The following is a 23576-nucleotide window of genomic DNA, read 5'->3' on the forward strand; positions in this document are numbered from 1 at the left end:
ATGAATATGAAGTTTCACCCGGTGCGTTCTTCCGCCCTGCTGCTGGGCATGCTGCTGGCGCTGACCGCCTGTTCGAATCCAGAAAAAACCGGCAGATTCCTGATCGATCCCCCGTCCGGATCCGGACAGGTGCCGAACCGTCTGGGATCCGCAGAACTCAAGGACGTGTCGCTGCCTGAATATGCCTCTGATCAAGAGGTGATGTGGCAGACCGAAGATGGCGCGATCCGTTCGAACCCTGACAATCTCTGGGCGGACAATCCCCAGCGCGCCTTCACCCTTGCCCTTGCGCGAGAGATCTCGGACATCTCGGGCGCGACAGTCATCGGCGAGCCCTGGCCGCTGGCCGAGCCTCCGCAGCGCGAGCTTGTCGTCCGGGTCGAAAAGGCGCTTGCGCAGGCCGATGGGATCTATCGCCTAAGCGGGCGTTATTTCGTGTCGGATCAATCCAGCGGCGGCACGAATCACGCCCGCAGCTTTGATATTTCCGTTCCGCTACAAGGAAATCAACCCGCCGCGATCGCGCGCGCGATGTCGCAGGCGATCGGCCAGCTTGCCGGGCAGATTGCCACTCTTGGCGGGCCGGGCCGGACGATTGCGACCAGCGCATCGCCTGATCCATTTGCACTGGACCCGATTTTCTGATGAACAGGCCGCTGACCCGGTTTTGCGCGGATCTGCCCTTTCGTTCGGGCGTCCCGCGCCCCATATTGCGGGCAACCGTTGATCTCAGCCGATTGGGGGCAAAATGACCATGCTGTTCGATGGCGCCGATAACGCGCCACAGACTGGTGAATTCATCCGTGACGTGACCGAAGCCGATTTCATGGCTGAGGTTGTCGAGAAGTCCATGGAAGTTCCGGTCGTCGTGGATTTCTGGGCGCCATGGTGCGGCCCGTGCAAGACGCTTGGCCCACAGCTCGAGGCGGAAGTGGCGCGGCATAAGGGCCGGATCCGCATGGCCAAGGTCAATATCGACGAAAATCAGATGATTGCCTCGCAATTGCGCGTGCAGTCTGTTCCAACCGTTTATGCCTTCTTTCAGGGCCGCCCTGTGGATGCCTTCCAGGGCGCGGTTCCGCAAAGCCAGATCAAGCAGTTCGTGGATAAGTTGGCAGCGCTTTCCGGTGACGACGGCGGTTTGTCCGAGGCACTTGCCGCCGCCGAGTCGATGCTTGACGAAGGCGCGGCAGGTGACGCGATCGAAACCTTTGCCGCCATTATCGGCGAAGAGCCCGAGAACGCCGAGGCCTGGGGCGGTCTGATCCGTTCGCATCTGGCCGCCGGAGACGCTGCGGCCGCTGCTTCGACATTGCAACAGGTGCCCGCCGGAATTGCCGAATCCGCGCCGGTCGAGGCCGCGAAGGCACAACTGCAACTGGCCCAGCAGGCCGAGGATGCCGGTCCCATCGGCGATCTGCAGGCGCGTGTCGAGGCGAATCCCGACGATCAGGAAGCTCGGCTGGAATATGCCAGGGCGCTTCATGCAGCCGGTCAGGTCGAAGAGGCGGTGGATACGCTTCTGGACAGTTTCCGTCGCGACCGCGAATGGAATGACGGTGCGGCCAAGGCGCAGCTTCTGACGATTTTCGAAAGCCTCAAGCCGAATGATCCGATTGGCCAGAAAGGCCGCCGTCGGCTTTCCTCGCTGATCTTCGCGTGATGGCTTTCCGGTTCGATCTGCCCTCGCGGATCGCGCTGTTTCCGCTGGCCGAGGCGGTCATGCTGCCTCGGGCCAAGCTGCCATTGCATGTTTTCGAGCCCCGTTATCTTCAGATGCTTGATGACACGCTGAAAACCGATCACCGGCTGATTGGCATGATCCAACCCGTTGACGACGGGCTGGCCGATATCGGTTGCGCGGGACGGCTTGTCGCCTTCTCTGAAAGCGACGATGGGCGGATGATGATAACATTGCGCGCCGTCTCGCGGTTCCGCCTGACCGGGATCGAGGAAGGTTTCGCCCCGTATCAGCAAGCACAGATAGATTGGGCGGAATTCGCGCGGGATCTTGGCGGGCCGGAATTCGATCCTGACCTTGACCGCCCGGCTTTACTGGACAGGCTGTGCCGCTATGCCGAGTTGCGTCAGCTTTCGACCGATCTGAAAGAGGCGGGGAAAGCTGCCGATGAAGTCCTGATCAACGCATTCTCAATGCTGTTGCCCTTTTCACCCGGCGAAAAGCAGGCTTTGCTAGAAACCCGAACCCTGACCGAGCGCCGGGAACTTCTTGAGGGGCTGATCGATTATGCCCTTCGCTGCGGCGAAAATGACGAGCCTTTGCAATGACAGATAACGCGCGCCCCGAATTCGACCGCCACATGCTGGAGGCCCTGGTATGTCCGGTGACCCATACGGTGCTGTATTACGACCGCGACCGGCAGGAACTTGTGTCGAAAGCAGCGGGGCTGGCATTTCCGATCCATGCGGGGATCCCGATCATGCTGATCGATGAGGCTCGCCAGATCAAGGCGGATTAAGCGTCAGATGGCACTCGACCGCCCCTCCCTGCCTTTGTGGATCAGGATTCTGATCGTAACGTGCTGTGCAATCGAGGCGGCTTTCTGGCTGGCTCCGGTTGTGGGGTTCGACCAGCCATTGCGGGCCATGGCGAATCTGACCGGTGCGTTCTGGCTGCCGGTTTTCCAAAGCGGGAAAGGTCTGTATCCGGGTCAGCCCCTTGTCATGTTCCTGACCTACGGGCTGCTGCACGGCGGATTGATGCATCTGGCGATGAACATGTTTTCCCTTGTCGCGGTGGCAAGGGAGCTTGCCCGCTTCATGCGCCCGCTGCGGATGGGTCTGGTCTATCTTGTTTCGCAGATTGCCGCTGCTTTGGCATTTGCGTGGATGTCTGTACTGACAGCTCCGATGGTTGGCGCGTCAGGTGCGATTTTCGGTGTTGCTGCGGCACTGATCGCTCAGGCAATCAAATGGCGTCTTCACAACGCGATGTCGATGCGACCGATCTGGCGGACGGTACTGATCATCGGCGGGCTGAATATCGCCCTGACTTTCGCCGTGCCCAATATCGCATGGCAGGCGCATCTGGGCGGAACCGTGGCGGGCTTTGTTCTGGGGCTTTTGCTGCCGCTGAGACCGGAATTCAAACAACCGCACCGGTCTCGGTTTCCAACGGTAAATCCACGGAATACGCGATAAAGGCTGGAATCAAGCGGCCTGATTTACCGGAACGATCTCCGGCGTCCCTCTTCCTTCTTTTTTGTTCAAATACCTCGGGGGTCCGGGGGCTGGCCCCCGGCCATCGCGGGACGCAGATAGCCGGCGTTTCCGATTCAATGCGACGCGCTCTGACCGGAAGCGGACGCGAACGCCCGCTTCCGGAATGCAAACCGATATCCGTCAGCGCGATGACTTGAGGATATAATCGACCACCTTTTCGGCGGCTTCCTCGGCGCTCAGCTCGACTGTGTTAACGGTCAGCTCTGCGGTTTCGGGCGCTTCATAGGGACTGTCTATACCGGTGAAGTTCTTCAACTCGCCGGCGCGCGCCTTCTTGTACAGACCCTTGACGTCGCGTTGCTCGGCGACTTCAAGTGGCGTGTCCACATAGACCTCGACGAACTCGCCATCTGTCAGAAGTTCCCGGACCATCCGCCGCTCGGAACGGAAGGGCGAGATGAACGCCGTCAGCACGATCAGACCGGCATCGGTCATCAGCCGCGAGACTTCACCCACGCGGCGGATATTCTCGACCCTGTCCGCATCGGTAAAGCCCAGATCCCGGTTCAGCCCGTGGCGAACGTTATCGCCGTCCAAAAGGAATGTATGCTTTCCAAGCGCATGCAGTTTCTTCTCGACGATATTCGCGATTGTCGATTTGCCCGAACCCGAAAGACCAGTGAACCAGACGACAGCGGCCTTCTGATTCTTAAGCGCGGCATGCGCGTCACGGTCCACATCGACGGCTTGCCAGTGGATGTTCTGGCTGCGCCGCAGGGCGAATTTGATCATCCCCGCCGCGACCGTGGCATTGGTCATCCGGTCGATCAGGATGAAGCCGCCCAGATCGGGGTTTTTGTCATAAGCCTCGAAGGGGATCGCCCGGTCGGTAGAGATATTGACCGCCCCGATCGCATTCAGCCCCAGCGTTTTCGAGGCCAGATGCTCCAGCGTGTTGACGTTCACCTCGTATTTCGGCTCGGTCACGGTCGCGGTGACGCTTTGTGTGCCGATCTTGAGGATATAGGGACGGCCCGGCAGCATTTCCTCTTCGGACATCCAGACCAGCATTGCCTCGAACTGGTCGGCGACCTCGCAGGGTTCGTCGGATTTCACGATCACATCGCCACGCGAACAATCGATCTCGTCCTCGAAGGTCAGCGTTACGGATTGTCCGGCGATGGCCTGATCCAGATTGCCGTCATAGGTGACGATGGATTTGACGCGCGTGGTCTTGCCCGAGGGCAGAACCCGGATCGCGTCGCCCGGGCGTACCACGCCTGCACCGATCTGGCCGGCAAAGCCCCGGAAATCCAGATTGGGACGGTTCACCCATTGCACGGCCATACGGAATGGATGGTCCTGCATGCGCGCATCGCTGATCGGGGCCTGTTCCAGATGACCCAGCAGGGTCGGGCCCTGGAACCAGGCCATATTTTCGCTTTTGGTGACGATATTATCGCCCTTCAGCCCGGAAATCGGGATCGGAAGGAAGCTTTCCATGCCGATCTGCTTGGCGAAATGCGAATATTCGCCGACGATCTCGTAGAACCGCTCGGCCGAGTAATCGACCAGATCCATCTTGTTGATGGCCAGCACGACATTGCGGATGCCCAACTGATTCACAAGATAGCTGTGGCGCTTGGTCTGGGTCAGAACGCCCTGACGCGCATCGATCAGGATCACAGCCAGATCGGCGGTCGAGGCACCGGTCACCATATTGCGGGTATATTGCTCATGTCCCGGCGTGTCGGCGACGATGAATTTCCGCTTGTCGGTGGCAAAGAAACGATAGGCCACGTCGATGGTGATGCCCTGCTCGCGCTCGGCGGCAAGACCATCGACCAGAAGCGCGAAATCGATCTCGCCTGCCTGTGTGCCGACATTTTTCGAGTCGTTCTCCAGGCTGGCAAGCTGATCCTCGAAGATCATCTTGCTGTCGTAAAGCAACCGCCCGATCAGCGTCGATTTGCCGTCATCGACCGAGCCGCAGGTAATGAAGCGCAGCATGGTCTTGTGCTGATGCTTCAGCAGATAGGCGTCGATATCCTCGGCGATCAGCGTATCGGTGAGGTATACGGGATCTTTGGTATCCAGGGTCATCAGAAATACCCCTCTTGTTTCTTTTTCTCCATCGAGGCGGCGCTATCGTGGTCGATCGCGCGGCCCTGACGCTCGGACGTGGTGGTCAGCAGCATTTCCTGAATGACCTCGGGCAAGGTCTTCGCTTCGGATTCAACCGCGCCGGTCAGCGGATAGCAGCCAAGCGTCCGGAAACGGACGGATCTCATCTGCGGCGTTTCGCCTTCATTCAGCCGGAAACGGTCGTCATCCACCATGATCAGCAATCCGTCACGCTCGACCACCGGGCGCGGCTCCGAGAAATAGAGCGGCACGATCTCGATGCCTTCCAGATGGATATATTGCCAGATGTCCAGCTCGGTCCAGTTCGACAGCGGGAAGACCCGGATCGATTCGCCCTTCGCCTTGCGGGTGTTGTATTGCCGCCAAAGCTCGGGCCGTTGGTTCTTCGGATCCCAGCGGTGATTGGCCGAGCGGAACGAGAAGATCCGCTCTTTCGCGCGGGATTTCTCTTCATCGCGACGGGCGCCGCCGAAAGCGACGTCGAAATTATACTTGGTCAATGCCTGTTTCAGACCGTCGGTCTTCCACATATCGGTGTGCAGGCTGCCGTGATCGAACGGGTTGATGCCCTTCTCGACTGCCTCGGGATTGTGGTGAACGATCAGCTTCATCCCGGCATCTTCGGCCGCGCGGTCGCGCAACTCGTACATGGCGCGGAACTTCCACGTCGTGTCGACATGCATCAGCGGGAAAGGCGGAGAGGCCGGATAAAACGCCTTCTTCGCCAGATGCAGCATGCAGGCGGAATCCTTGCCTACGGAATACAACATCACGGGGTTGTCGGCATTTGCCACAACCTCGCGCATAATATGAATGCTTTCAGCTTCAAGACGCTGCAAATGAGTCAGCGTTGCCGTGCTGAGTTCAGGTTCAGTGGCGGGCTGGATTGTCATGGCTATAACTCTTTGTCCTATGCGGTCTGGCATGTGGCAGATCTGGGCGATAATACCAAGGGGGGGCAGCAGAATTACGCTTAAGATTCTGCTTAAATCGGCAAAGTCGGTGTAAACTCTTCATGATTTCATCGGCGTTGACTTAATTGCGGTTCGCTGCCGCTTGCCGGTTAATCAAATCGCCTTACCTCGATTCCGGCATCGGTCAGGGTTTTCCTGACTGTTGAGGCCATGGCAACCGCCTGGGCAGAATCACCATGAACGCAGATCGTGTCGATTCGGCAGGGGATCCGCTTGCCGCTGCCGGTAATGATCGCGCCCTCGCGGATCATCTCGACCATGCGTTTCCCCGCCTCGTCCGGGTCGTGCAGCACCGCTCCGGGCTGGCTGCGATCGACCAGCGAGGCATCGTCGTTATACGCCCTGTCCGCGAAAATCTCGGAAGCATATGCCGCGCCCAGATCGCGCGCCGCCGCTTCCAGTGCCGTACCGGCCAGCACGACAAGGACCAGTGACGGATCGACCTTCAGGACGGCTTCATAGCAGATGCGGGCAAGCTCGGGTTCGTCCGTGGCCATGTTCGACAGGGCTCCGTGCAGCTTCAGATGTCGTAGTTCCACGCCCGCCATGCGCGCCATGCCGATGGCCGCGCCGACCTGATAGGCAACCATGTTTCCCAGCTCTTCCGCGCTCAGCCGGATCCGGCGGCGGCCGAATCCCTGCAGATCGGCGAAACCCGGATGGGCGCCGATACCGACGCCACGGGCATGGGCAAGAGCCATGGTGCGGGCCATGACATCCGGATCACCGGCATGAAAACCGCAGGCGATATTGGCCGAAGTGATGATATCCAGAAGCGCGTTGTCATCGCCCATCACCCACGGCCCGAAGCTTTCGCCCATATCGGAATTCAGGTCGACACGCATCATTGATCCTCCAGTTCTCGACCCGCGGTCACGCCGCCGATCAGTTGATAGGCCAGCAGATCCGGCATCAGGGCCGGATCGCGGACCAAGGGACGGCAGGCTGCCGCGGCGGTCTGGATTTGCCGGGTTTCGGTTTGCCAAAGCCTGTCCGCCTCGTCCAGTGGCAGACGTTGAAAACGTAGTTTCGCGCCGGGCGCGGCCTGTGCCGCGATGGGCAGATCGGCGGGAATGACCGTCCCGATACGCGGATACCCTCCGATGGTCTGGCATTCGGCCATCAGGACAAAGGGCACGCCATCGCCGGTCATCTGCAGATCCCCCGGCCCGATGAGATCCGAGGCCAGTCCGGCAGCCAGATCCGAGGTGAAGTTCCGTTCAGCGTCGAACCTGACCCCCTGGCGATTGCCGCGATCCGAGCGGATGAAGGTGGTTTCATGAAAACCGGCAAGGACCTCGTCGCCGAACAGCCCGGTTTGCGGCCCGTCGATCACCCTGATCGTGCCGCCATTGAAGCGACGGACAGGCTCGATCAGTTGCGACGGTCTGTCGGGTTCCGGATCGTCCCCGACGGGCAGGTTGCATGGCGATAGCGGCGCAAGGATTCCGATGCTTAGATGGGCCGAGCGGCTGCCCAGCCATTCCTCGGTCGCCATCCCTCCGGCGGGTGTCAGGTAGCCGTAGCTTCCCGCCTGCACTCCTCCGATCCGCAGGCTTTGCCCCGGCAGGATCAGATGCGATGCGTGCCATCGCAGCGGCGCGTCATCCAGCGTTGCGGTCATCGGTGCGCCGGTCAGGGCGATACGCATCGGCTGATCGGTTTCGAAAATCCCGCCCGCGCCTGCCATTTCGATTGCGGCAAGCGGTGCGTTCGCGCCCAACAGCGCCGCGGCTTCGATCAGTGCAAGCCGGTCCATGGCGCCGCCGCGGGACAAACCACTGGCCAGATGGCCCGGACGGCCCATGTCCTGAACCGTCAGAAGCCCGTCGACCCGGCGCAGATGCAAAACGCTCATCGCAGCACCTTCAGTTTTGCGCCACCGGACAGATCGCCCGCTTGCTCAAGCGCCTCGATCTCGGGGCCGGGTGCCTGCTCAAACCGGATCGCGTCGCCGGCTTTCAGCGGCATGGGTGTGTCCTGCCTGGGGCGAAAGCTGCGAAATGCGGCGCGCCCGACCTGTCGCCAGCCCGTCGCAGAGGCCGCACCGAACATCACAATCTGCCGCACGGCGACGACGATTGCCCCGGCGGGAACCTCGGGCGTCAGGCCGGATTGGCGCGGCAGGTTCCATTCCTCGGGCAGCAGGCCGATATAGGGCTGGCCGGGGGCAAATCCGATCACCAGCACCCGCAGATCCGCGTCGCAGATCTGACGGATGGCATCCTCGGGGCGACAGCCGACCGCCTGCGCCACCTCGTCAAGCTGCGGCCCGTATTCCTCGCCGAAGGCGACGGGGATCGTCCATCTCCGGGCGGGATCGGGGATGTCCTGCGCGCGCTGCCGAATGCGCTGTGCCCGGGTCAGAAGTTCCTCTGCCAGTACTGTCCGCGCCGTTTTCGCAGGGTCAAAGCGCAACAGGACCGAGACAAGCCCCGGCGCGATCTCGATCACTCCGTCAGGGGTGCGATCCTCCAGATCGGCCGCCAGTCGTTGCGCCGCCGCCATTGCCGCAGGCTCGGGGGTCAGTGCAAAGCGCAGCAGCACGCCGTCCATTCCAGCCCAAAGCACCCGGGGTTCCGTGTCTTGCAGGGTTTCACGCGACATGAAAACCTCGTTCACAGCGCATTTCGAGGCATTGGCAGCTCTCCGCGATTATAGGGACCCCAATCCTCGATATCGGGATAGAATTGCCGCCGCCATGCGCGAACGCGCGGGTTCATCCGCCGCCGCCACCAGGGCGGAACCATGGCCACGAATGTCATCGCCGGATAGCCGAAAGGCAATTGCGGCGCCTCATCCTCGCCATAGGTTTGCAGCAAGGGAAAGCGGCGGTCGGGCTTGTAATGATGATCCGAGTGACGCTGAAGATTGATCAGCAGCCAGTTCGAGCCCTTGTGCGAGGCGTTCCAGCTATGGCGGGGCAGGATATGTTCGTAACGGCCCTCGCCCAGATAGCGACGGGTCAGGCCGTAATGTTCGACGTAATTCGTCAGCTCAAGCTGCCAGACGGCGATAAATGCCTGAAAGACGAACAGCAAAAGCCCCTGCCAGCCGCCCAGCCACAGCGCCAGCCCCAGCATGGCAAGCTGGATCGCCGCATAGCGCCAGAACGGATTGCGCCGGTCGAACGGCCCTTTGCGGCCCCGCGCAAGCTTGCCGGTTTCGGCGCGCCACGCACTGACGGGGCCATCGCGCAGCACGCGCCAGAAGAAGCGGTAGAAATTCTCGTTATAGCGGGCAGATACCGCGTCACGGGGGGTTGCGACCCATGAGTGGTGAACCAGCAGATGCTCGGTGCGGAAATGCGAGTACAGGACCGAACCCAGCAGAAGATCACCCAGCCAGCGCTCCAGCGCGGTTTTCTGATGCAGCAATTCATGCGCGTAGACGATGCCGATAGAGCCCGACAGCACCCCGATACCAAAGAACAGGCCAAGTTTTTCCAGCCCGGACAGATGTCCCGTGGCGGTCACATACCAGATCGATCCGAAAATCGCCGCGAATTGCAGCGGGAACCAGATGATCGTGACCGCGCGGTGCCAGAAAAGCTGTGGTAGGGCGGTTTCGGGATCGGGGTTATCCTCGTTCAGGCCCAGAACGCCATCAAGCGCCGTGGTCAGATACCATGCATAGGCGGGCAGCAGCATCCACCAGAACCCCCCTTGCCACGCGGCAAGCGCGACCAGCGGCGGCATGGCGGCCGACATCCAGAAAGGAGCGGCTGCGGGAAGAGGACCAGATGATTTTCCACTCATGCTTGTTCCTTCAGACTGCCATGTTCTGCTTGTGCCACATCCCAGACCTTGCGCATCAATCCCGGCAACCCGTTCCTGTCAAGATCCTGCGCCGGGACCAGATGCCCCCGCTGCGGCGGCCCCGCCAATTTCCCCTGCAGCACTGTCAGGGACAGGTTGAAATGGGTGAACACATGCCGCACCTCTCCGATTTCGCGCCAATCGGCCTGACCGGGAGGAGGCAGATCGCGCCCGTCCCACCCCGCCGAGGGGAAACTCATCATTCCGCCAAGCAATCCTTTGGCGGGCCGTTCTTCGAGTAGCAGCGAACCGCCCTGCCATGCCACCCAGACAACGCCCTTTCGGTTTGGCTTGGCAGTTTTCCGCAATTTGCGCGGCAGCTCCGCCGCGATTCCCTGCTGGCGCGCATCGCATTCGCCGGTAAGCGGGCAGATGCCGCAGGCAGGATTGCCCGGTGTGCAGATCGTGGCGCCCAGATCCATCATCGCCTGCGCGTAATCGCCGGGCCTGTGTCCTGGTGTCAGGCCGCCGGCAAGGGTGACCAGTTCAGGCTTGGCCGTGGGCAGCGGAGTTTCAATGGCAAACAGCCGCGCCACGACCCGTTCGACATTACCGTCAACGACGGTTTCGGGCAGGTCATAGGCGATGGCGGCAATGGCGGCGGATGTATAGGGGCCGATGCCGGGCAATGCCTGCAAGCCTTCACGAGTCGTCGGGAAACCGCCCGCTTCGGAAACCTGCCGCGCACATGCCAGCAGGTTCCGGGCGCGGGCGTAATAACCCAGCCCCGCCCATTCGGCCATCACCCGGGCATCCTCTGCCGCTGCAAGTGCCTGCACCGTTGGCCAGAGATCGATGAACCGTTCGAAATAAGCTTTCACCGCGGCAACCGTGGTCTGCTGCAACATGATCTCGGACAGCCAGACGCGATAAGGATCGGCATTGCCCCTGCCCGGCGGCACGCGCCACGGCAGGATGCGGGCATGGCGGTCATACCATTCCAGAAGCTGCGCTCCGATCACCTTGCTGTCACGCAATTTTCAGAACTCCGACCATTCGCAAGCTTTCATCCGGGCCTGCTGCTGGTTAAGGATATATTATGGATAACCGAACAGACAGGTATGGCCCAGATATCGCACAGCCCGAATAAAAGCACAAACCGTCGGAGGCGCGGTTTTCAGGCGGCGTCTTCAGTGCTGGCGAAGCAGGTGCAGAAGGCAGCCGAGGGTCGTGGTTTCGCCGTGACCCGGCTGTTGACGCATTGGCCGGAAATCGCGGGCGAGCAGCTTGCCCGGCAGACCCGCCCGGTGCGCATCAGCTATGGACGGGGCGGGCTTGGCGCGACATTGATCCTGCTGACCACCGGTCCGGCTGCGCCGATGGTCGAGATGCAGCTGCCGCATCTGCGCGAGCGTATCAATGCCTGTTATGGCTATAATGCGATTCAGAAGATTTCCCTGACCCAAACCGCGGCAAGCGGCTTTGCCGAAGGTCAGGCACAGTTCACTTTGGCAGCCCGTCGCGAGATGCGGCCCCCGGATCCCGAAGCGTTGGCCGAGGCAAGGCAGGTTGCCGGGCAGTTCGAGGATCCGCAGCTTGCCGAGGCCATGGCGCGACTGACACTGAATATCTCATCCCGAACAAACCGAAAGGATTCTTCATGCTGACCCGCTCTTTCGTTGCCGCATTGGCGTTGTCGCTGGCAACACCCGCCTTGGCGCAGGACGAGGCCGCGACCGCCGAGGCCGAAACCGAGGCCAGCGAAGCGCAGACCGTTCCCGATATCGCGTTGGGAGCAGAGGACGCGCCGCTGACAATCATTGAATATGCCAGCTTCACCTGCGGGCATTGCGCCAATTTCCATGAGGAAAACTGGCCCAAGCTGAAATCGGAATATGTCGATACGGGCAAGGTCCGCTTCATCCAGCGCGATGTCTATTTCGATGCGGTCGGCCTTTGGGCCGGTATTCTTGCCCGCTGCGGTGGTGATGACAAATACTATGCCGTGTCGGACATGCTGTTCGACGATCAGGAAAAATGGTTGTCCGGTGGGTCTGGTGATGAAATCGCGTCGAATTTGCGCAAGATCGGCCTGAAAGCGGGCATGTCGGAAGAGCAGATGACCGCCTGCTGGGATGACAAGGGCACTGCCGAAAGCCTGATCAAGACCTTCCAGGACAATGCCACCGCGGATGAGATCGAGGCGACGCCGACCTTTATCATCGGCGAGGAAAAGGTAATGAACCAGCCTTGGGATGATATGAAAAAGATCATCGACGACAAACTGGCCGAGGCGGAATAAGCCAACGCATGATCCGGTTCGCGGCCCCTTGTCGCTTCCTGGCGAAAGGGGCCGTCTTCACTTTTTCGGAAACACGAAAACCCGGTCGCGGCGCAACATCAGCCACATCGGCGTATCGGCGCGTGGCAGGAATACCCCCGGAACTGTCGCGTTCAGGATGATTTCCCCGTTATCGGTGATAAACTCGACCAGGGATTCCCTGCCCAGAAACCGCGCGCGTCTGACACGGGCAAGCGCCGCGCTGCCGTTTTCCGCCGTAGGGGCAGGCCCCCGCCCGGCCCGGTCGAAGTCGATTTTCAGGTGCTGCGGGCGGATAACGATTTCCACCTCTTGCCCGTCCGCGACCCCCGGCGCAAGAAATTCGCCAAAGGGCGTATTCGTTAACGCGCCCTGCACCTTCCCAGTCAGAATATTGATATCACTGAAAAACCCGGCTGCCTCGCGGTCGACCGGCGCATTATACAGGTTATAGGGCGCGCCCTGCTGCACGATCCGGCCCCGGCGCATCAGCAGGATCTGATCTGCCATGCGCATCGCCTCGTCGGGTTCATGCGTGACCAGCAGGACTGCGGTGCCCTCTTCCTTCAGCAGGGCCAGTGTTTCGTCGCGGATCCCGTCGCGAAGACGCTCATCCAGACCGCTGAAAGGCTCATCCATCAACAGGATGCGCGGCTGTGGTGCAAGCGCACGGATCAGGGCTACGCGCTGTTGTTCGCCGCCCGAAAGCTGATGCGGATAGCTGTCGATATGGGATGACATCTGCACGCGCGCCAGCAGTTCCCGTACGCGGTCGCGATTGGCGGAAAAACCGCCCTTCAGCCCGAAGGCGACATTCTCGCTGACCGGCAGATGCGGAAAAAGCGCGAAATCCTGAAACATCAGCCCGACCGAGCGGCGTTCGGGCGGAACATGTGTCGCGGCGTCGCACATGGTTCTGCCATCGACAAGGATATGCCCGCTATCCGGCATATCCACCCCGGCCACCAGCCGGAGCGTTGTGGATTTCCCGCAGCCCGAGGGGCCCAGAAGGCAGGCTACCTGCCCTGCCTCGACCGAAAAACTGACATTTTCCACAACAGCTTGCCCGTTGAAGGAACGGGTCAGGCTTTGAACTTCCAGTCGGGGCGGTGCTGTCACGATGAGACGACGCTTTCACCAAGGCTTTTCGTTGCCTAGCAGGCGCGATTTCGCGCTGCAACTGCCATCAGCTCTGCCTGTGCCGTGTTCGGCGTTGAAATATGGTTTTCCGGTCGCACTGTTACGGCCAGCGCGAAATGATCCGGGGCGCTTCACCCGCAAGGCCACAAACGCTATCTATAACCAGAATATAGGGGAGGGCAGAGATGACCATTCTGGCAATGGACCAGGGTACAACCTCGTCACGGGCATTGGTGTTCAGCGACGATTTGCAGGTGCAGGCAAGCGCACAGCAGGAATTCGAACAGCATTTCCCGCGCTCGGGCTGGGTCGAGCATGATGCGGATGACATCTGGACGACAAGCGCCGCGACGGCGCGGGGCGCGATCGAAAAGGCGGGTAATCCGCGCATTGACGCTATCGGGATCACCAATCAGCGTGAGACGGTCCTGATCTGGGACCGCAAGACCGGAAAGCCCATATATCGCGCCATTGTCTGGCAGGATCGCCGGACGGCGGATCTTTGTGACCGCTTGAAGGATGAAGGGCACGAGGATGCCGTCCGGGCGGTGACCGGGCTGCTGCTTGACCCTTATTTCAGTGCGACGAAAATTGCCTGGATACTGGATCAGGTCGAAGGCGCGCGGGCGCGGGCCGAAGCCGGGGAACTTGCCTTTGGCACGGTGGATTGCTTCCTGATCTGGAAATTGACCGGCGGCAGGTCTCATGTGACGGATGCGACGAACGCCTCGCGGACATTGCTTTACGATATCCGCAAGGGCGACTGGTCGGATGACATGTGCCGCCTGTTCAACGTGCCAAGGGCGATCCTGCCTGATGTTCTGGACAGCGCCGCCGAGTTCGGCACCACCCGCGCCGATCTGTTCGGGCGCGAAATTCCCATTCAGGGCGTGGCGGGCGATCAGCAGGCGGCGACAGTGGGTCAGGCCTGTTTCGACCCGGGCATGATGAAATCAACCTATGGCACCGGCTGCTTTGCGCTGCTGAACACGGGCGAACAGGCGGTGACCTCGGAAAACCGGCTGCTTACGACCATCGCCTATCAGTTGGATGGCAAGCCGGTCTATGCGCTGGAAGGGAGCATCTTCATCGCCGGAGCAGTGGTTCAGTGGTTGCGCGACGGGCTGAAACTGATCCGCGAGGCGAAAGAGACGCAATCCCTGTCCGAGCAGGCCGATGACAGCCAGCAGATCATCATGGTTCCGGCATTCACCGGGTTGGGCGCGCCGCATTGGAACCCTCGGGCGCGAGGGGCGGTGTTTGGGCTGACGCGCAATACCGGTCCGGCGGAATTCGCCCGTGCCGCGCTTGAAAGCGTTGGCTTCCAGACCCGCGATCTTTGGCATGCCATGGCCGCGGATTGGCAAGGCACCGGCGATGCGGCGGTGCTGCGGGTCGATGGCGGCATGACCGCCAGCGAGCCGGCAATGCAGTTTCTGGCGGATATTCTGGGCGCACCGGTCGATCGCCCCGTGAATACCGAAACGACCGCACAAGGCGCTGCCTGGCTGGCAGGTTTCCGCGCAGATTTATGCCCGGGACCACAGGAATATGCCAAAGCGTGGCGGCTTGATCGCAGATTCGAACCGCAAATGAGCGGGACAGAGCGTGACCGGCGATATTCCGCATGGCAAAGGGCTGTTCAGGCGGTCATGGCGGTCTGATTCGGGCTTTGTGATTTTACGCAAGCGCGTTTTTCCGTAATATTACAAAAAAACGATAAGAGGGCAGTGATGAACAGGTTTCTGAAACTCGCGATCGTCGCGCTTGTCGCCTCATGCGGGGGCGGCAACTACAAGGCGCCACGGAATCTTGACAATGCGTGTGCCATCGTGGCCGAGCGCCCGGCCTATCTGAATGCGATGAGAAAGGCTGAAAGGCGCTGGGGAATACCTGTCCATGTGCAGATGGCGACCATCCATCAGGAATCCAAGTTCATCGGCAATGCCCGCACCCCGCATCGCTATCTTCTGGGCGTGATCCCGATGGGGCGGCAAAGCAGCGCCTATGGATATTCACAGGCGCTGGACGGCACCTGGGAAGAATATGTCGAGAAAACCGGAAAGCGCCGCGCAAGACGTGACCGGATCGACGATGCGACCGATTTCATGGGATGGTACATGGATGGTTCGGCAAGAAGGCTTGGCATCTCGAAACTGGACGCGACATCGCAATATCTGGCCTATCACGAAGGTCGCGGAGGTTTCTCACGCGGATCCTATCGGTCCAAGGGATGGCTGATGAACGTGGCGAACAAGGTCGGATCGCGCTCGGAAACCTATCGCATGCAGCTGGCGTCCTGCGGAAGAGGGTGATTTTTCCCGTCTGAAGCGAAATGCCGGTGTTGCGGCGGCAGATTGCGTCCCGCGATGGGGGGGGGGGGGGGGGGGGGGGGGGGGGGGGGGGGGGGGGGGGGGGGGCCCCCCGCACCCCCGAGGTATTTACCGCAAAGAAGAAGGGGAGGAAATGAATCCGGGCCGGGCGCGAGAGAAGGCAATAGCTACCCCATGGCCCGAGCCTTTATGAAACGCAGAGCATGATCCTTATATCCGGCGGTGGCGGGCTCTATGCCTGAAGGCTGCGCACGCCCACCTCGCCCTCGTCACGGGACCTGATCGCGGCGACGGCGGCTATGCTGCCTGCAGCGGTCGTGAAATAGGGGATTTTGTCATATAAGGCGACGGCGCGGATTTCGCGAGAATCCGCAATGGCCTGTACCCCTTCGGTCGTGTTCAGGACCATCGTGATCTCGCCATTCTTCAGCCGGTCAACGATATTGGGGCGGCCCTCATAGACCTTGTTGACGCGTTGCGCCTCGACATTCCTGGCGGCCAGGAAATCGGCTGTCCCGCTGGTGGCGATGATCTGGAAGCCCATGTCGATGAGATCGCGGGCGGCGGAGGCCATGGCGTCGGTCTTGTCGGCATCCTTGATCGACAGGAAGATTTGCCCATCATGCGGCAGATTGCTTCCCGCCCCAAGCTGCGCCTTAAGGAAGGCGCGCGGGAAATTGCGGTCCCAGCCCATCACTTCGCCGGTCGAGCGCATTTCCGGGCCCAGCAGCGTATCGACACCGGGGAACCGGGCGAAAGGCATCACTGCCTCCTTGACCGAGAACCACGGTGTGTTGGGATCGGCCAATGTCAGCGGATCGGCGAAAGGCAGATCGTCTTCGGGACCGACCCCCTCGGGATAGGGATCGCGGGCGGGGAAATTCGACATAGGCTCGCCCGCCATCAGCCGCGCGGCAATCGAGGCGATGGCGCTGTCGGTGGCCTTGGCGACGAAGGGAACCGTGCGCGATGCGCGGGGATTTACCTCGAGCACATAGATATCACCATCCTTGAGCGCGAATTGCACATTCATCAGGCCGACGACATGCAGGGCGCGCGCCATCTCGATGGTCTGGCGTTTCAGTTCCTGAATGGTCGCCTGATCCAGTGTATGCGGAGGCAGCGAACAGGCCGAGTCGCCGGAATGGACTCCGGCTTCTTCGATATGTTCCATGATTCCCGCGACATGGACATTTTCGCCGTCGCAAAGGGCGTCAACGTCAACCTCGATCGCGCCGGTCAGATAGCTGTCCAGCAGCACCGGGTTCTTGCCCGACACCACCACGGCCTCGTTGATGTAGCGTTTCAGGTGATCCATGTCCCGCACGATCTCCATCGCGCGGCCGCCAAGAACATATGACGGCCGGATCACCAGCGGGAAGCCGATTTTCCCGGCGATTGCAATGGCATCGCTGTCGCTATGCGCGATGCCATTAACCGGCTGCTTCAGGTTCAGATCGTTCAGAAGCTTCTGGAACCGCTCGCGGTCCTCGGCAAGGTCGATCGCGTCCGGGGTGGTGCCAAGGATCGGGATTCCTTCGGCTTCAAGCGCATTGGCGAGTTTCAGTGGGGTTTGACCGCCGAACTGTACGATGACGCCGTGAAGCGTGCCGTTTTCCTTTTCGACCCGCAGGATTTCCAGCACATGTTCCAGTGTCAATGGCTCGAAATACAGTCGGTCCGAGGTATCGTAATCGGTGCTGACGGTCTCGGGGTTGCAGTTGACCATGATGGTTTCATAACCGGCATCGGTCAGTGCGAAACAGGCGTGACAGCAGCAATAATCGAACTCGATCCCCTGCCCGATCCGGTTCGGGCCGCCGCCAAGGATGACGACCTTTTTCGCCGCGGTCGGCCGGGATTCGCATTCGACCTCACCCATCGCCGGGCTTTCATAGGTCGAATACATATAGGGCGTCTGCGCCTCGAATTCGGCGGCGCAGGTATCGATGCGCTTGAAGACCGGGCGGATATCCATCGAAACCCGGGCGCGGCGGATATCGTCCTCTTCCCGACCGGTCAGCATCGCAAGGCGGGCATCGGAAAAACCCATCATCTTGAGCGCCCGCAGGTCTTCGGCATCTGTCGGCAAGCCGTTTTCGCGGACCTTGTTTTCGGTATCGACGATTTCGCGCAGGCGTTGCAGGAACCACGGGTCGAAATGGGTGATCCGCTGGATTTCATCGTCGCTCAGCCCGAGACGCATTGCCTGGGCGATAACGCGCAAACGGTCGGGCGTCTGTTTCGACAATGCGGCGATGACGGCAGGCTTGCCCTGTTCCGCAAAACCCTCGATGTTGATTTCATCCAGCCCGGTCAGGCCGTTTTCCATCGAGGTCAGGGCTTTTTGCAGCGATTCATGGAAGCTGCGGCCGATGGACATCACCTCGCCCACGGATTTCATTGCGGTTGTCAGCTCGGGCTTGGAGCCGGGGAATTTCTCAAAGGCGAAACGCGGGATTTTCGTCACGACATAATCGATGGACGGCTCGAAGCTTGCCGGTGTGACTTTGGTGATATCGTTGTCCAGCTCGTCCAGCGTATAGCCGACGGCAAGTTTTGCGGCGATTTTGGCGATCGGGAAACCTGTGGCCTTGGAGGCCAGCGCCGAGGAACGGCTGACGCGGGGGTTCATTTCGATCACGACCATACGGCCATCGGCGGGGTTGATCGCCCATTGCACATTCGATCCGCCGGTTTCAACGCCGATTTCGCGCAGCACCGCGATGCTGCCGTTCCGCATCATCTGATATTCGCGGTCGGTCAGTGTCAGGGCGGGGGCGACGGTGATCGAATCGCCGGTATGCACGCCCATCGGATCGACGTTTTCGATGGAACAGACGATGATGGCATTGTCGTTGCGGTCCCGCACGACCTCCATCTCGTATTCCTTCCAGCCCAGAAGGCTTTCGTCGATCAGAACCTGCGCCATGGGCGAGGCATCCAGCCCCGAGCGCACGATCCGTTCATAATCGTCGCGGTTATAAGCTACCCCGCCACCGGTCCCGCCAAGGGTAAAGGCCGGTCGAATGATCGCGGGCAGGCCGATTTCCTCGAGCGCCTCCATGGCCGTGTTGACGCCGGCATTGATATCATATTTGCCGCTGGCGAGTTTTGGGGCCGAAACGATGGTCGCAAGCGGATTCTCCAGCCCGATCCGGTCCATGGCTTCCCGGAACAGCTTTCGATCCTCGGCCATTTCGATGGCGGAACGCTGCGCCCCGATCAGCTCGACGCCATAGCGGTTCAGCACACCCGAATCGGCAAGTGCAAGCGCGGTGTTCAGACCGGTTTGCCCGCCCATCGTCGGCAGCAGCGCGTCCGGGCGCTCTTTGGCGATGATCTTCTCGACGATTTCGGGGGTGATCGGCTCTATATAGGTCGCGTCCGCCATTTCGGGATCGGTCATGATCGTGGCGGGATTGGAATTGACCAGGATGACGCGATAGCCCTCTTCGCGCAGCGCCTTGCAGGCCTGTGCACCTGAATAATCGAACTCGCAGGCTTGCCCGATCACGATGGGTCCGGCACCGATGATCAGTATCGATTTGATATCGGTTCTTTTCGGCATGGTTCTGCCCCCGGCATGTCTAGGAGTTGCGCAAATCGTCCGGGGTTATAGCCAAGCGTGGCCTGTGCGCAAGGTGGCAACTGCCACAAGGTCCGACAATGTCAGAAAAACGGGCCGGGATTGGCCAGCAATGTGAGCGCGGCGCTATAGCGATTCACGGCGAATGAATCGCTTGTCTGCGAACGTGCAAGATAGGTGCGAAGCAGCCGTTCGGTCGTTTCCTCCCCGGCGATATCCTTGAATGAATCGGTTCCAAGGACGCGTCTGGCGGCCTTGGAAAACTCATCCGCCTGCCGGTCGACATCCAGGCTCGCCATATATGGACCAAAGCCGAATGCGCCCTGAAACACCTGCCGCAAAGGTGGATTGCTGAGCAATTCGAACCAGTTCGCCCGATCACTGCGGCCAGCCTCGGCTATGCGTGCGATCTCGCGCCGTGCATTCAATGCGAGCCGAAGGGATTCATCACTTTGCCCGATTCGGGATTCGAATTCACGATCAACATAAGCCGTGGCGACTTTTTCCGCGGAATCGGTCATTTGCGATGAATCGTCGATCTTTTCCCTTGTCCGCAGCCGGAAGACATGACGGCGGAAGACCTGTTCCAGTTTTGCGGGATCCGCGAATTCCGTCAGCGATTCGACATCGAAGATACTCTTCGCCTTTTCGGTGAATATCTCTTCTTTCTTCAGGAAGGAAAGCTTGCTGAAATCTTCGCCCAGATCGAACGCGCTTGTCAGGACATCTTGCAAATTATCGTTGCGCAGCAGCGCAAAGGTAATCGTGGCGTCCCGATCCTTGATCTCGAAAACCTTCTTCATCGTATCATGCGCTTTTTGGGTCGCACTGATCGTATCCTTGTCGAAACCGGTCAGGCCGATATTGCGAAGGAAAATTTCCGTTTGGTCTGATTTCGGCAGATTACGCCAGGTTTGCGCTTCGGTATCGGCCTCGATCTTCTGTTGAATGATGAAATCACGGTCATTAAACACATAGGCGCGGATAAGTTTCTCTGCCGTTGAGGGGTCGGCCAGTTCCTTGAAACTTTTGACACCGACAACCTCCTCCAGCGCTTTCAGAATCTTGGCCTTTTCGACCGCGGGCCGGCTTTCCGTGGTGATCAGCAGTTTTTGCTCGCCCGAGCTATCGGTGTAGGAGGTGGATTTCCCGAAACCGTCCGGCAGGTTTAGCGCGACCGTCATCATTTTCCGCAATGAGGGGCTCTTGCGGGCTTTTGTCCAGAAAGCATGATCGTTCGTTGTGCTTTCTGCCAGTTTGACGATCTCGTCCTTTCGCCGCGTGGCAAAACCGGACACCTCTCTGGAATATCCCCTGAGGCCGATCCTTTCTTCTATCGGAACGCTCGCATCGATGCCGCCCGAGGCTTTGCGGTTGAAGTCGAAGCTTTCCGCAAGCCGAAGATATCGCTTGTCCGCAAGCCGATTGGCAAGCGAGCGGGGATCGTTCAGATCGGATTCCAGAACCTTCTTGATAAGCCCGCGATAATTTATTTCCGTTTCAAGCCCATGCGCCTTTAGCGCAACGCTTAACAGGCGGTAATCGCCCACCAGATCATCAGCGGTTTCGACATGCTGTATGCGGTCGCGGTAGTAGTCGATTTCCCGCTTTACCACCGGATCGCGCGCAAGCACCTGTTTGCTTTTGGCTTCCGTGCGTTGCAGCAGATTCCATCCGGCGGGACCGCCGATACCCAAATTTACCGAAAACACCATCACATCACCCCGATTACCGGAACATTCCGAACAGAATCTGCGGAACAGATGTAACGCGGCAGAGGCTGATAATTTATGAACGGATCGCTTGCGGGCGGCGGCTTGTAATTAAATCTTTAGATAACCCGCCCTGGTCGCTTCCGGACGATGCTTCAAAGATCGAAACTCGCGAAGACCGGGGCATGATCGCTTGGTTTTTCCCAGCCGCGGACATCGCGCAATACCCGGCTGTTATGACCGGAATTGGCGATATCCGGGCTGGCCCAGATGTGATCCAGCCGGCGACCCTTGTCGGCGGCATCCCAATCCCGTGCGCGATAGCTCCACCATGAATAAAGCTGGCCGTCGGGAATATCCTTGCGGGTGATATCCACCCATTTCCCGGCGTCCTGCGCCTGCATCAGGTGTTCAACCTCGATGGGCGTATGGCTGACCACTTTCAGCAATTGCTTGTGCGACCAGACATCGTCTTCGCGCGGCGCGATGTTGAAATCACCGACCATGATCGAACGGCTGGGCCGCTCGGCATGGAAAACATCGCGCAGCTCGGTCACGAAATCCAGCTTCTGGCCGAATTTCGGGTTCAGTTCGCGGTCGGGAATATCGCCACCTGCCGGGATATACATGTTGTGGATGGTGATCCCGCTTTCGGTCCGTGCGGCAACGTGGCGGGCATGGCCAAGTCCGGCGTAATCCCGGTCGCCCGCATCCTCGATCGGCAGGCGGGACAGGATCGCGACACCATTATAACCCTTCTGGCCGCGCGCGACGATGTGGTGATAGCCAAGTTCTCGAAATCCCTCCAGCGGGATCTTCTCGACCGGCGATTTGCATTCCTGAAGGCACAGGATATCCGGGCCTTCCTCTCGCAATAGCCGGGTGACCAGGGCTTCGCGCAGGCGGACGGAATTGATGTTCCAGGTGGCGAGTGTGAACATATGCGGGCTCCTTTGTTCGGGAACCTAGCCGCGGGATAAAGGCATGTCGAGCCAGAGCGGCGGGGCAAGCCGTCTTTTCCGCCATATTGACGCTTGGTGAAATGCGGCGCAGCAGCTAATGAGGGCGACAAAGTGAAAAAAGGGACGGCCCATGCAGATCACCGTTGACGACGCTTTGGCACGGGGCGGCACAGGGCGCTTTCAATGGCGCCTGCTGGGGATATTCGGGCTTGTCTGGGCGGCGGACGCGATGCAGGTCATCGCAGTTGGCTTTGCCTGGCCATCGGTTGCCGCAAGTTTCGGGGTAGAGCGGGTCACCGCGCTTCAGATCGGAACGCTGTTCTTTCTGGGGATGTTCGTGGGCGCCTATGGTTTCGGACGGATTGCCGACCGGATCGGGCGGCGCAAGGTCTTGCTGCTGACCGTCGCGATGGATGCGATATTCGGCCTTGCCTCGGTGCTCGCCAATGATTTCACATTCTTGCTGGCAATGCGCTTCATGACCGGCGTCGCCGTCGGAGGCACCCTGCCCGTCGATTACGCGATGATGGCCGAGTTTCTGCCGCCGAAGAACCGGGGGCGCTGGCTGGTCTGGCTTGAAGGTTTCTGGGCGGTGGGAACCGTCGTCATCGCCGTGACCGCGTGGATTGCCACCTCGCTCGAAGCAGCCGCGCCCTGGAGATGGATCTTCGCGATTGCCGCCCTGCCCGCCCTGATCGGGATCTGGCTGCGGCTTTGGGTGCCGGAATCGCCCATGTACCTTATCCGCAACAAACGCGAACCCGAGGCGCGGCGGGTCGTCAATCGCGTTCTTTCGGTGAATGGGGCACCGCTGTTGGACGAAGGGACGCAGATCATTCCGGCTCCTGTTTCCGACGCGGCCGAACGTTCGATCTTCGGTCCGGCCCTGCGTGACCGGAGCATCGGGATTCTGGCCGTCTGGTTCCTTGTCTCGCTTTCCTATTACGGAGTGTTCGTCTGGGTCCCGGGGGAACTTGCGACCGAGGGTTTCGGTTTCGTGCGCGGCTTCGGCTTCGTGGTCATCCTCGCTCTTGCGCAGATACCGGGATATATGCTTGCCGCCTGGGGCGTCGAGGCGGTCGGGCGGCGCAATACGCTGATGGGCTTCCTGATCCTGAGCGCGGCGGGATGCGCATTATTCACGATTGCCGGTTCAACGGCGATGATCGCCATTTCGCTGATCATGATGAGCTTTGCGCTGCTTGGCACATGGGGCGCGCTTTACGCCTTTACGCCTGAACTCTATCCCACGAATCTGCGCGGCACCGGCATGGGCACCGCAAGCGCCGTTGCCCGGCTGGGCGGTATTCTCGCGCCCAGCCTTCTGGCATACGTCTTCGTCAAAGGATTTGGTTTCGCCATAGGCGTATTCGCCCTGCTTCTGCTTTTGGGGACAGCCGCCCTGTTGCTGGTGAAAGAGGAAACCCGCGATCGGGCAATCGGTTAGGCGGCTTCGCGCT

Annotated in this window: 22 protein-coding genes; 10 read left to right on the plus strand and 12 right to left on the minus strand. The window is 60.2% G+C overall.

Translation table 11 applies throughout. The annotated features are described in order from the left end of the window. The 5 genes from Q0601_RS13170 to Q0601_RS13190 all read left to right on the plus strand — a co-directional run bounded on the left by Q0601_RS13170 (position 1) and on the right by Q0601_RS13190 (position 3162). Positions 1-645, plus strand: coding sequence for a PqiC family protein (locus Q0601_RS13170; protein WP_305290303.1), 645 nt, complete (start codon positions 1-3; stop codon positions 643-645). 103 nt (positions 646-748) lie between these two features. Further along, positions 749-1663 carry a tetratricopeptide repeat protein gene (locus Q0601_RS13175; protein WP_370656134.1) on the plus strand — a complete coding sequence of 305 codons (915 nt, stop codon included), beginning with the start codon at positions 749-751 and terminating at the stop codon, positions 1661-1663. Further along, the gene (locus Q0601_RS13180; RefSeq protein WP_305290304.1) at positions 1663-2289 is read left to right on the plus strand and encodes an LON peptidase substrate-binding domain-containing protein; all 627 of its coding nucleotides are present in this window, start codon (positions 1663-1665) and stop codon (positions 2287-2289) included. Before Q0601_RS13175 ends, Q0601_RS13180 begins: the two co-directional genes overlap by 1 nt. After that, the gene (locus tag Q0601_RS13185) at positions 2286-2480 is read left to right on the plus strand and encodes a Trm112 family protein (RefSeq protein ID WP_305290305.1); all 195 of its coding nucleotides are present in this window, start codon (positions 2286-2288) and stop codon (positions 2478-2480) included. Before Q0601_RS13180 ends, Q0601_RS13185 begins: the two co-directional genes overlap by 4 nt. 7 nt (positions 2481-2487) lie before the next feature. Then, a complete protein-coding gene (locus tag Q0601_RS13190) occupies positions 2488-3162 on the plus strand; it encodes a rhomboid family intramembrane serine protease (protein WP_305290306.1) in 675 nt (224 codons plus the stop codon). A 201-nt stretch (positions 3163-3363) separates the two neighbouring features. Here Q0601_RS13190 and cysN read toward each other — a convergent pair whose 3' ends face one another. The 7 genes from cysN to Q0601_RS13225 all read right to left on the minus strand — a co-directional run bounded on the left by cysN (position 3364) and on the right by Q0601_RS13225 (position 11097). Further along, positions 3364-5286, minus strand: coding sequence for a sulfate adenylyltransferase subunit CysN (gene cysN, locus Q0601_RS13195; RefSeq protein WP_305290307.1), 1923 nt, complete (start codon positions 5284-5286; stop codon positions 3364-3366). Beyond that, positions 5286-6221 (minus strand): sulfate adenylyltransferase subunit CysD, encoded by a 936-nt coding sequence (gene cysD, locus Q0601_RS13200; RefSeq protein ID WP_305290308.1) that lies wholly within the window; start codon positions 6219-6221, stop codon positions 5286-5288. Before cysD ends, cysN begins: the two co-directional genes overlap by 1 nt. A 170-nt stretch (positions 6222-6391) precedes the next feature. Then, positions 6392-7150, minus strand: a complete 759-nt coding sequence (locus tag Q0601_RS13205) for a LamB/YcsF family protein (RefSeq protein WP_305290309.1) — start codon at positions 7148-7150, stop codon at positions 6392-6394. Then, positions 7147-8160 carry a 5-oxoprolinase subunit C family protein gene (locus tag Q0601_RS13210; protein WP_305290310.1) on the minus strand — a complete coding sequence of 338 codons (1014 nt, stop codon included), beginning with the start codon at positions 8158-8160 and terminating at the stop codon, positions 7147-7149. Before Q0601_RS13210 ends, Q0601_RS13205 begins: the two co-directional genes overlap by 4 nt. After that, positions 8157-8909, minus strand: coding sequence for a 5-oxoprolinase subunit B family protein (locus Q0601_RS13215; protein WP_305290311.1), 753 nt, complete (start codon positions 8907-8909; stop codon positions 8157-8159). The genes Q0601_RS13210 and Q0601_RS13215 overlap by 4 nt, the downstream gene beginning before the upstream one ends. Positions 8910-8920: 11 nt before the next feature. After that, the gene (locus Q0601_RS13220) at positions 8921-10060 is read right to left on the minus strand and encodes an alkane 1-monooxygenase (RefSeq protein ID WP_305290312.1); all 1140 of its coding nucleotides are present in this window, start codon (positions 10058-10060) and stop codon (positions 8921-8923) included. Beyond that, positions 10057-11097, minus strand: a complete 1041-nt coding sequence (locus Q0601_RS13225; protein ID WP_305290313.1) for an A/G-specific adenine glycosylase — start codon at positions 11095-11097, stop codon at positions 10057-10059. Before Q0601_RS13225 ends, Q0601_RS13220 begins: the two co-directional genes overlap by 4 nt. 84 nt (positions 11098-11181) lie before the next feature. On the opposite strand from Q0601_RS13225, the gene Q0601_RS13230 reads away from it, so the two are divergent. After that, positions 11182-11727 carry a DUF721 domain-containing protein gene (locus Q0601_RS13230; RefSeq protein ID WP_305290314.1) on the plus strand — a complete coding sequence of 182 codons (546 nt, stop codon included), beginning with the start codon at positions 11182-11184 and terminating at the stop codon, positions 11725-11727. Continuing rightward, positions 11721-12362 carry a DsbA family protein gene (locus Q0601_RS13235; RefSeq protein ID WP_305290315.1) on the plus strand — a complete coding sequence of 214 codons (642 nt, stop codon included), beginning with the start codon at positions 11721-11723 and terminating at the stop codon, positions 12360-12362. The genes Q0601_RS13230 and Q0601_RS13235 overlap by 7 nt, the downstream gene beginning before the upstream one ends. A 57-nt stretch (positions 12363-12419) precedes the next feature. Here Q0601_RS13235 and Q0601_RS13240 read toward each other — a convergent pair whose 3' ends face one another. Beyond that, the gene (locus tag Q0601_RS13240; RefSeq protein WP_305290316.1) at positions 12420-13499 is read right to left on the minus strand and encodes an ABC transporter ATP-binding protein; all 1080 of its coding nucleotides are present in this window, start codon (positions 13497-13499) and stop codon (positions 12420-12422) included. A gap of 206 nt (positions 13500-13705) precedes the next feature. Here Q0601_RS13240 and glpK point away from each other — a divergent pair, with 206 nt between their 5' ends. Together glpK and Q0601_RS13250 are read left to right on the plus strand one after the other, a co-directional pair. Continuing rightward, complete coding sequence (gene glpK, locus Q0601_RS13245) at positions 13706-15184, plus strand: glycerol kinase GlpK (protein WP_305290317.1); 1479 nt, start codon at positions 13706-13708, stop codon at positions 15182-15184. A 69-nt stretch (positions 15185-15253) separates the two neighbouring features. Continuing rightward, positions 15254-15835, plus strand: coding sequence for a transglycosylase SLT domain-containing protein (locus Q0601_RS13250; protein WP_305290318.1), 582 nt, complete (start codon positions 15254-15256; stop codon positions 15833-15835). Here the strand turns inward: Q0601_RS13250 and Q0601_RS13255 are convergent. From Q0601_RS13255 to Q0601_RS13270, 4 genes are all read right to left on the minus strand, one after another. Continuing rightward, positions 15799-16017: a hypothetical protein gene (locus Q0601_RS13255; protein WP_305290319.1), complete on the minus strand. Its 219-nt coding sequence runs from the start codon at positions 16015-16017 to the stop codon at positions 15799-15801. The genes Q0601_RS13250 and Q0601_RS13255 overlap by 37 nt on opposite strands. A 68-nt stretch (positions 16018-16085) precedes the next feature. Further along, a complete protein-coding gene (carB, locus tag Q0601_RS13260; RefSeq protein WP_305290320.1) occupies positions 16086-19424 on the minus strand; it encodes a carbamoyl-phosphate synthase large subunit in 3339 nt (1112 codons plus the stop codon). Between the two features lie 101 nt (positions 19425-19525). Beyond that, complete coding sequence (locus tag Q0601_RS13265) at positions 19526-21157, minus strand: DUF1217 domain-containing protein (RefSeq protein WP_305290321.1); 1632 nt, start codon at positions 21155-21157, stop codon at positions 19526-19528. A gap of 152 nt (positions 21158-21309) precedes the next feature. Then, positions 21310-22095 carry an exodeoxyribonuclease III gene (locus Q0601_RS13270; protein WP_305290322.1) on the minus strand — a complete coding sequence of 262 codons (786 nt, stop codon included), beginning with the start codon at positions 22093-22095 and terminating at the stop codon, positions 21310-21312. 151 nt (positions 22096-22246) lie between these two features. Between Q0601_RS13270 and Q0601_RS13275 the strand changes: the two genes are divergently transcribed. Beyond that, positions 22247-23563, plus strand: a complete 1317-nt coding sequence (locus Q0601_RS13275) for an MFS transporter (RefSeq protein ID WP_305290323.1) — start codon at positions 22247-22249, stop codon at positions 23561-23563. The last annotated feature ends 13 nt before the right edge of the window (positions 23564-23576 follow it).

It is taken from the genome of Paracoccus wurundjeri (assembly GCF_030678915.1).
Classification (GTDB): domain Bacteria; phylum Pseudomonadota; class Alphaproteobacteria; order Rhodobacterales; family Rhodobacteraceae; genus Paracoccus; species Paracoccus onubensis_A.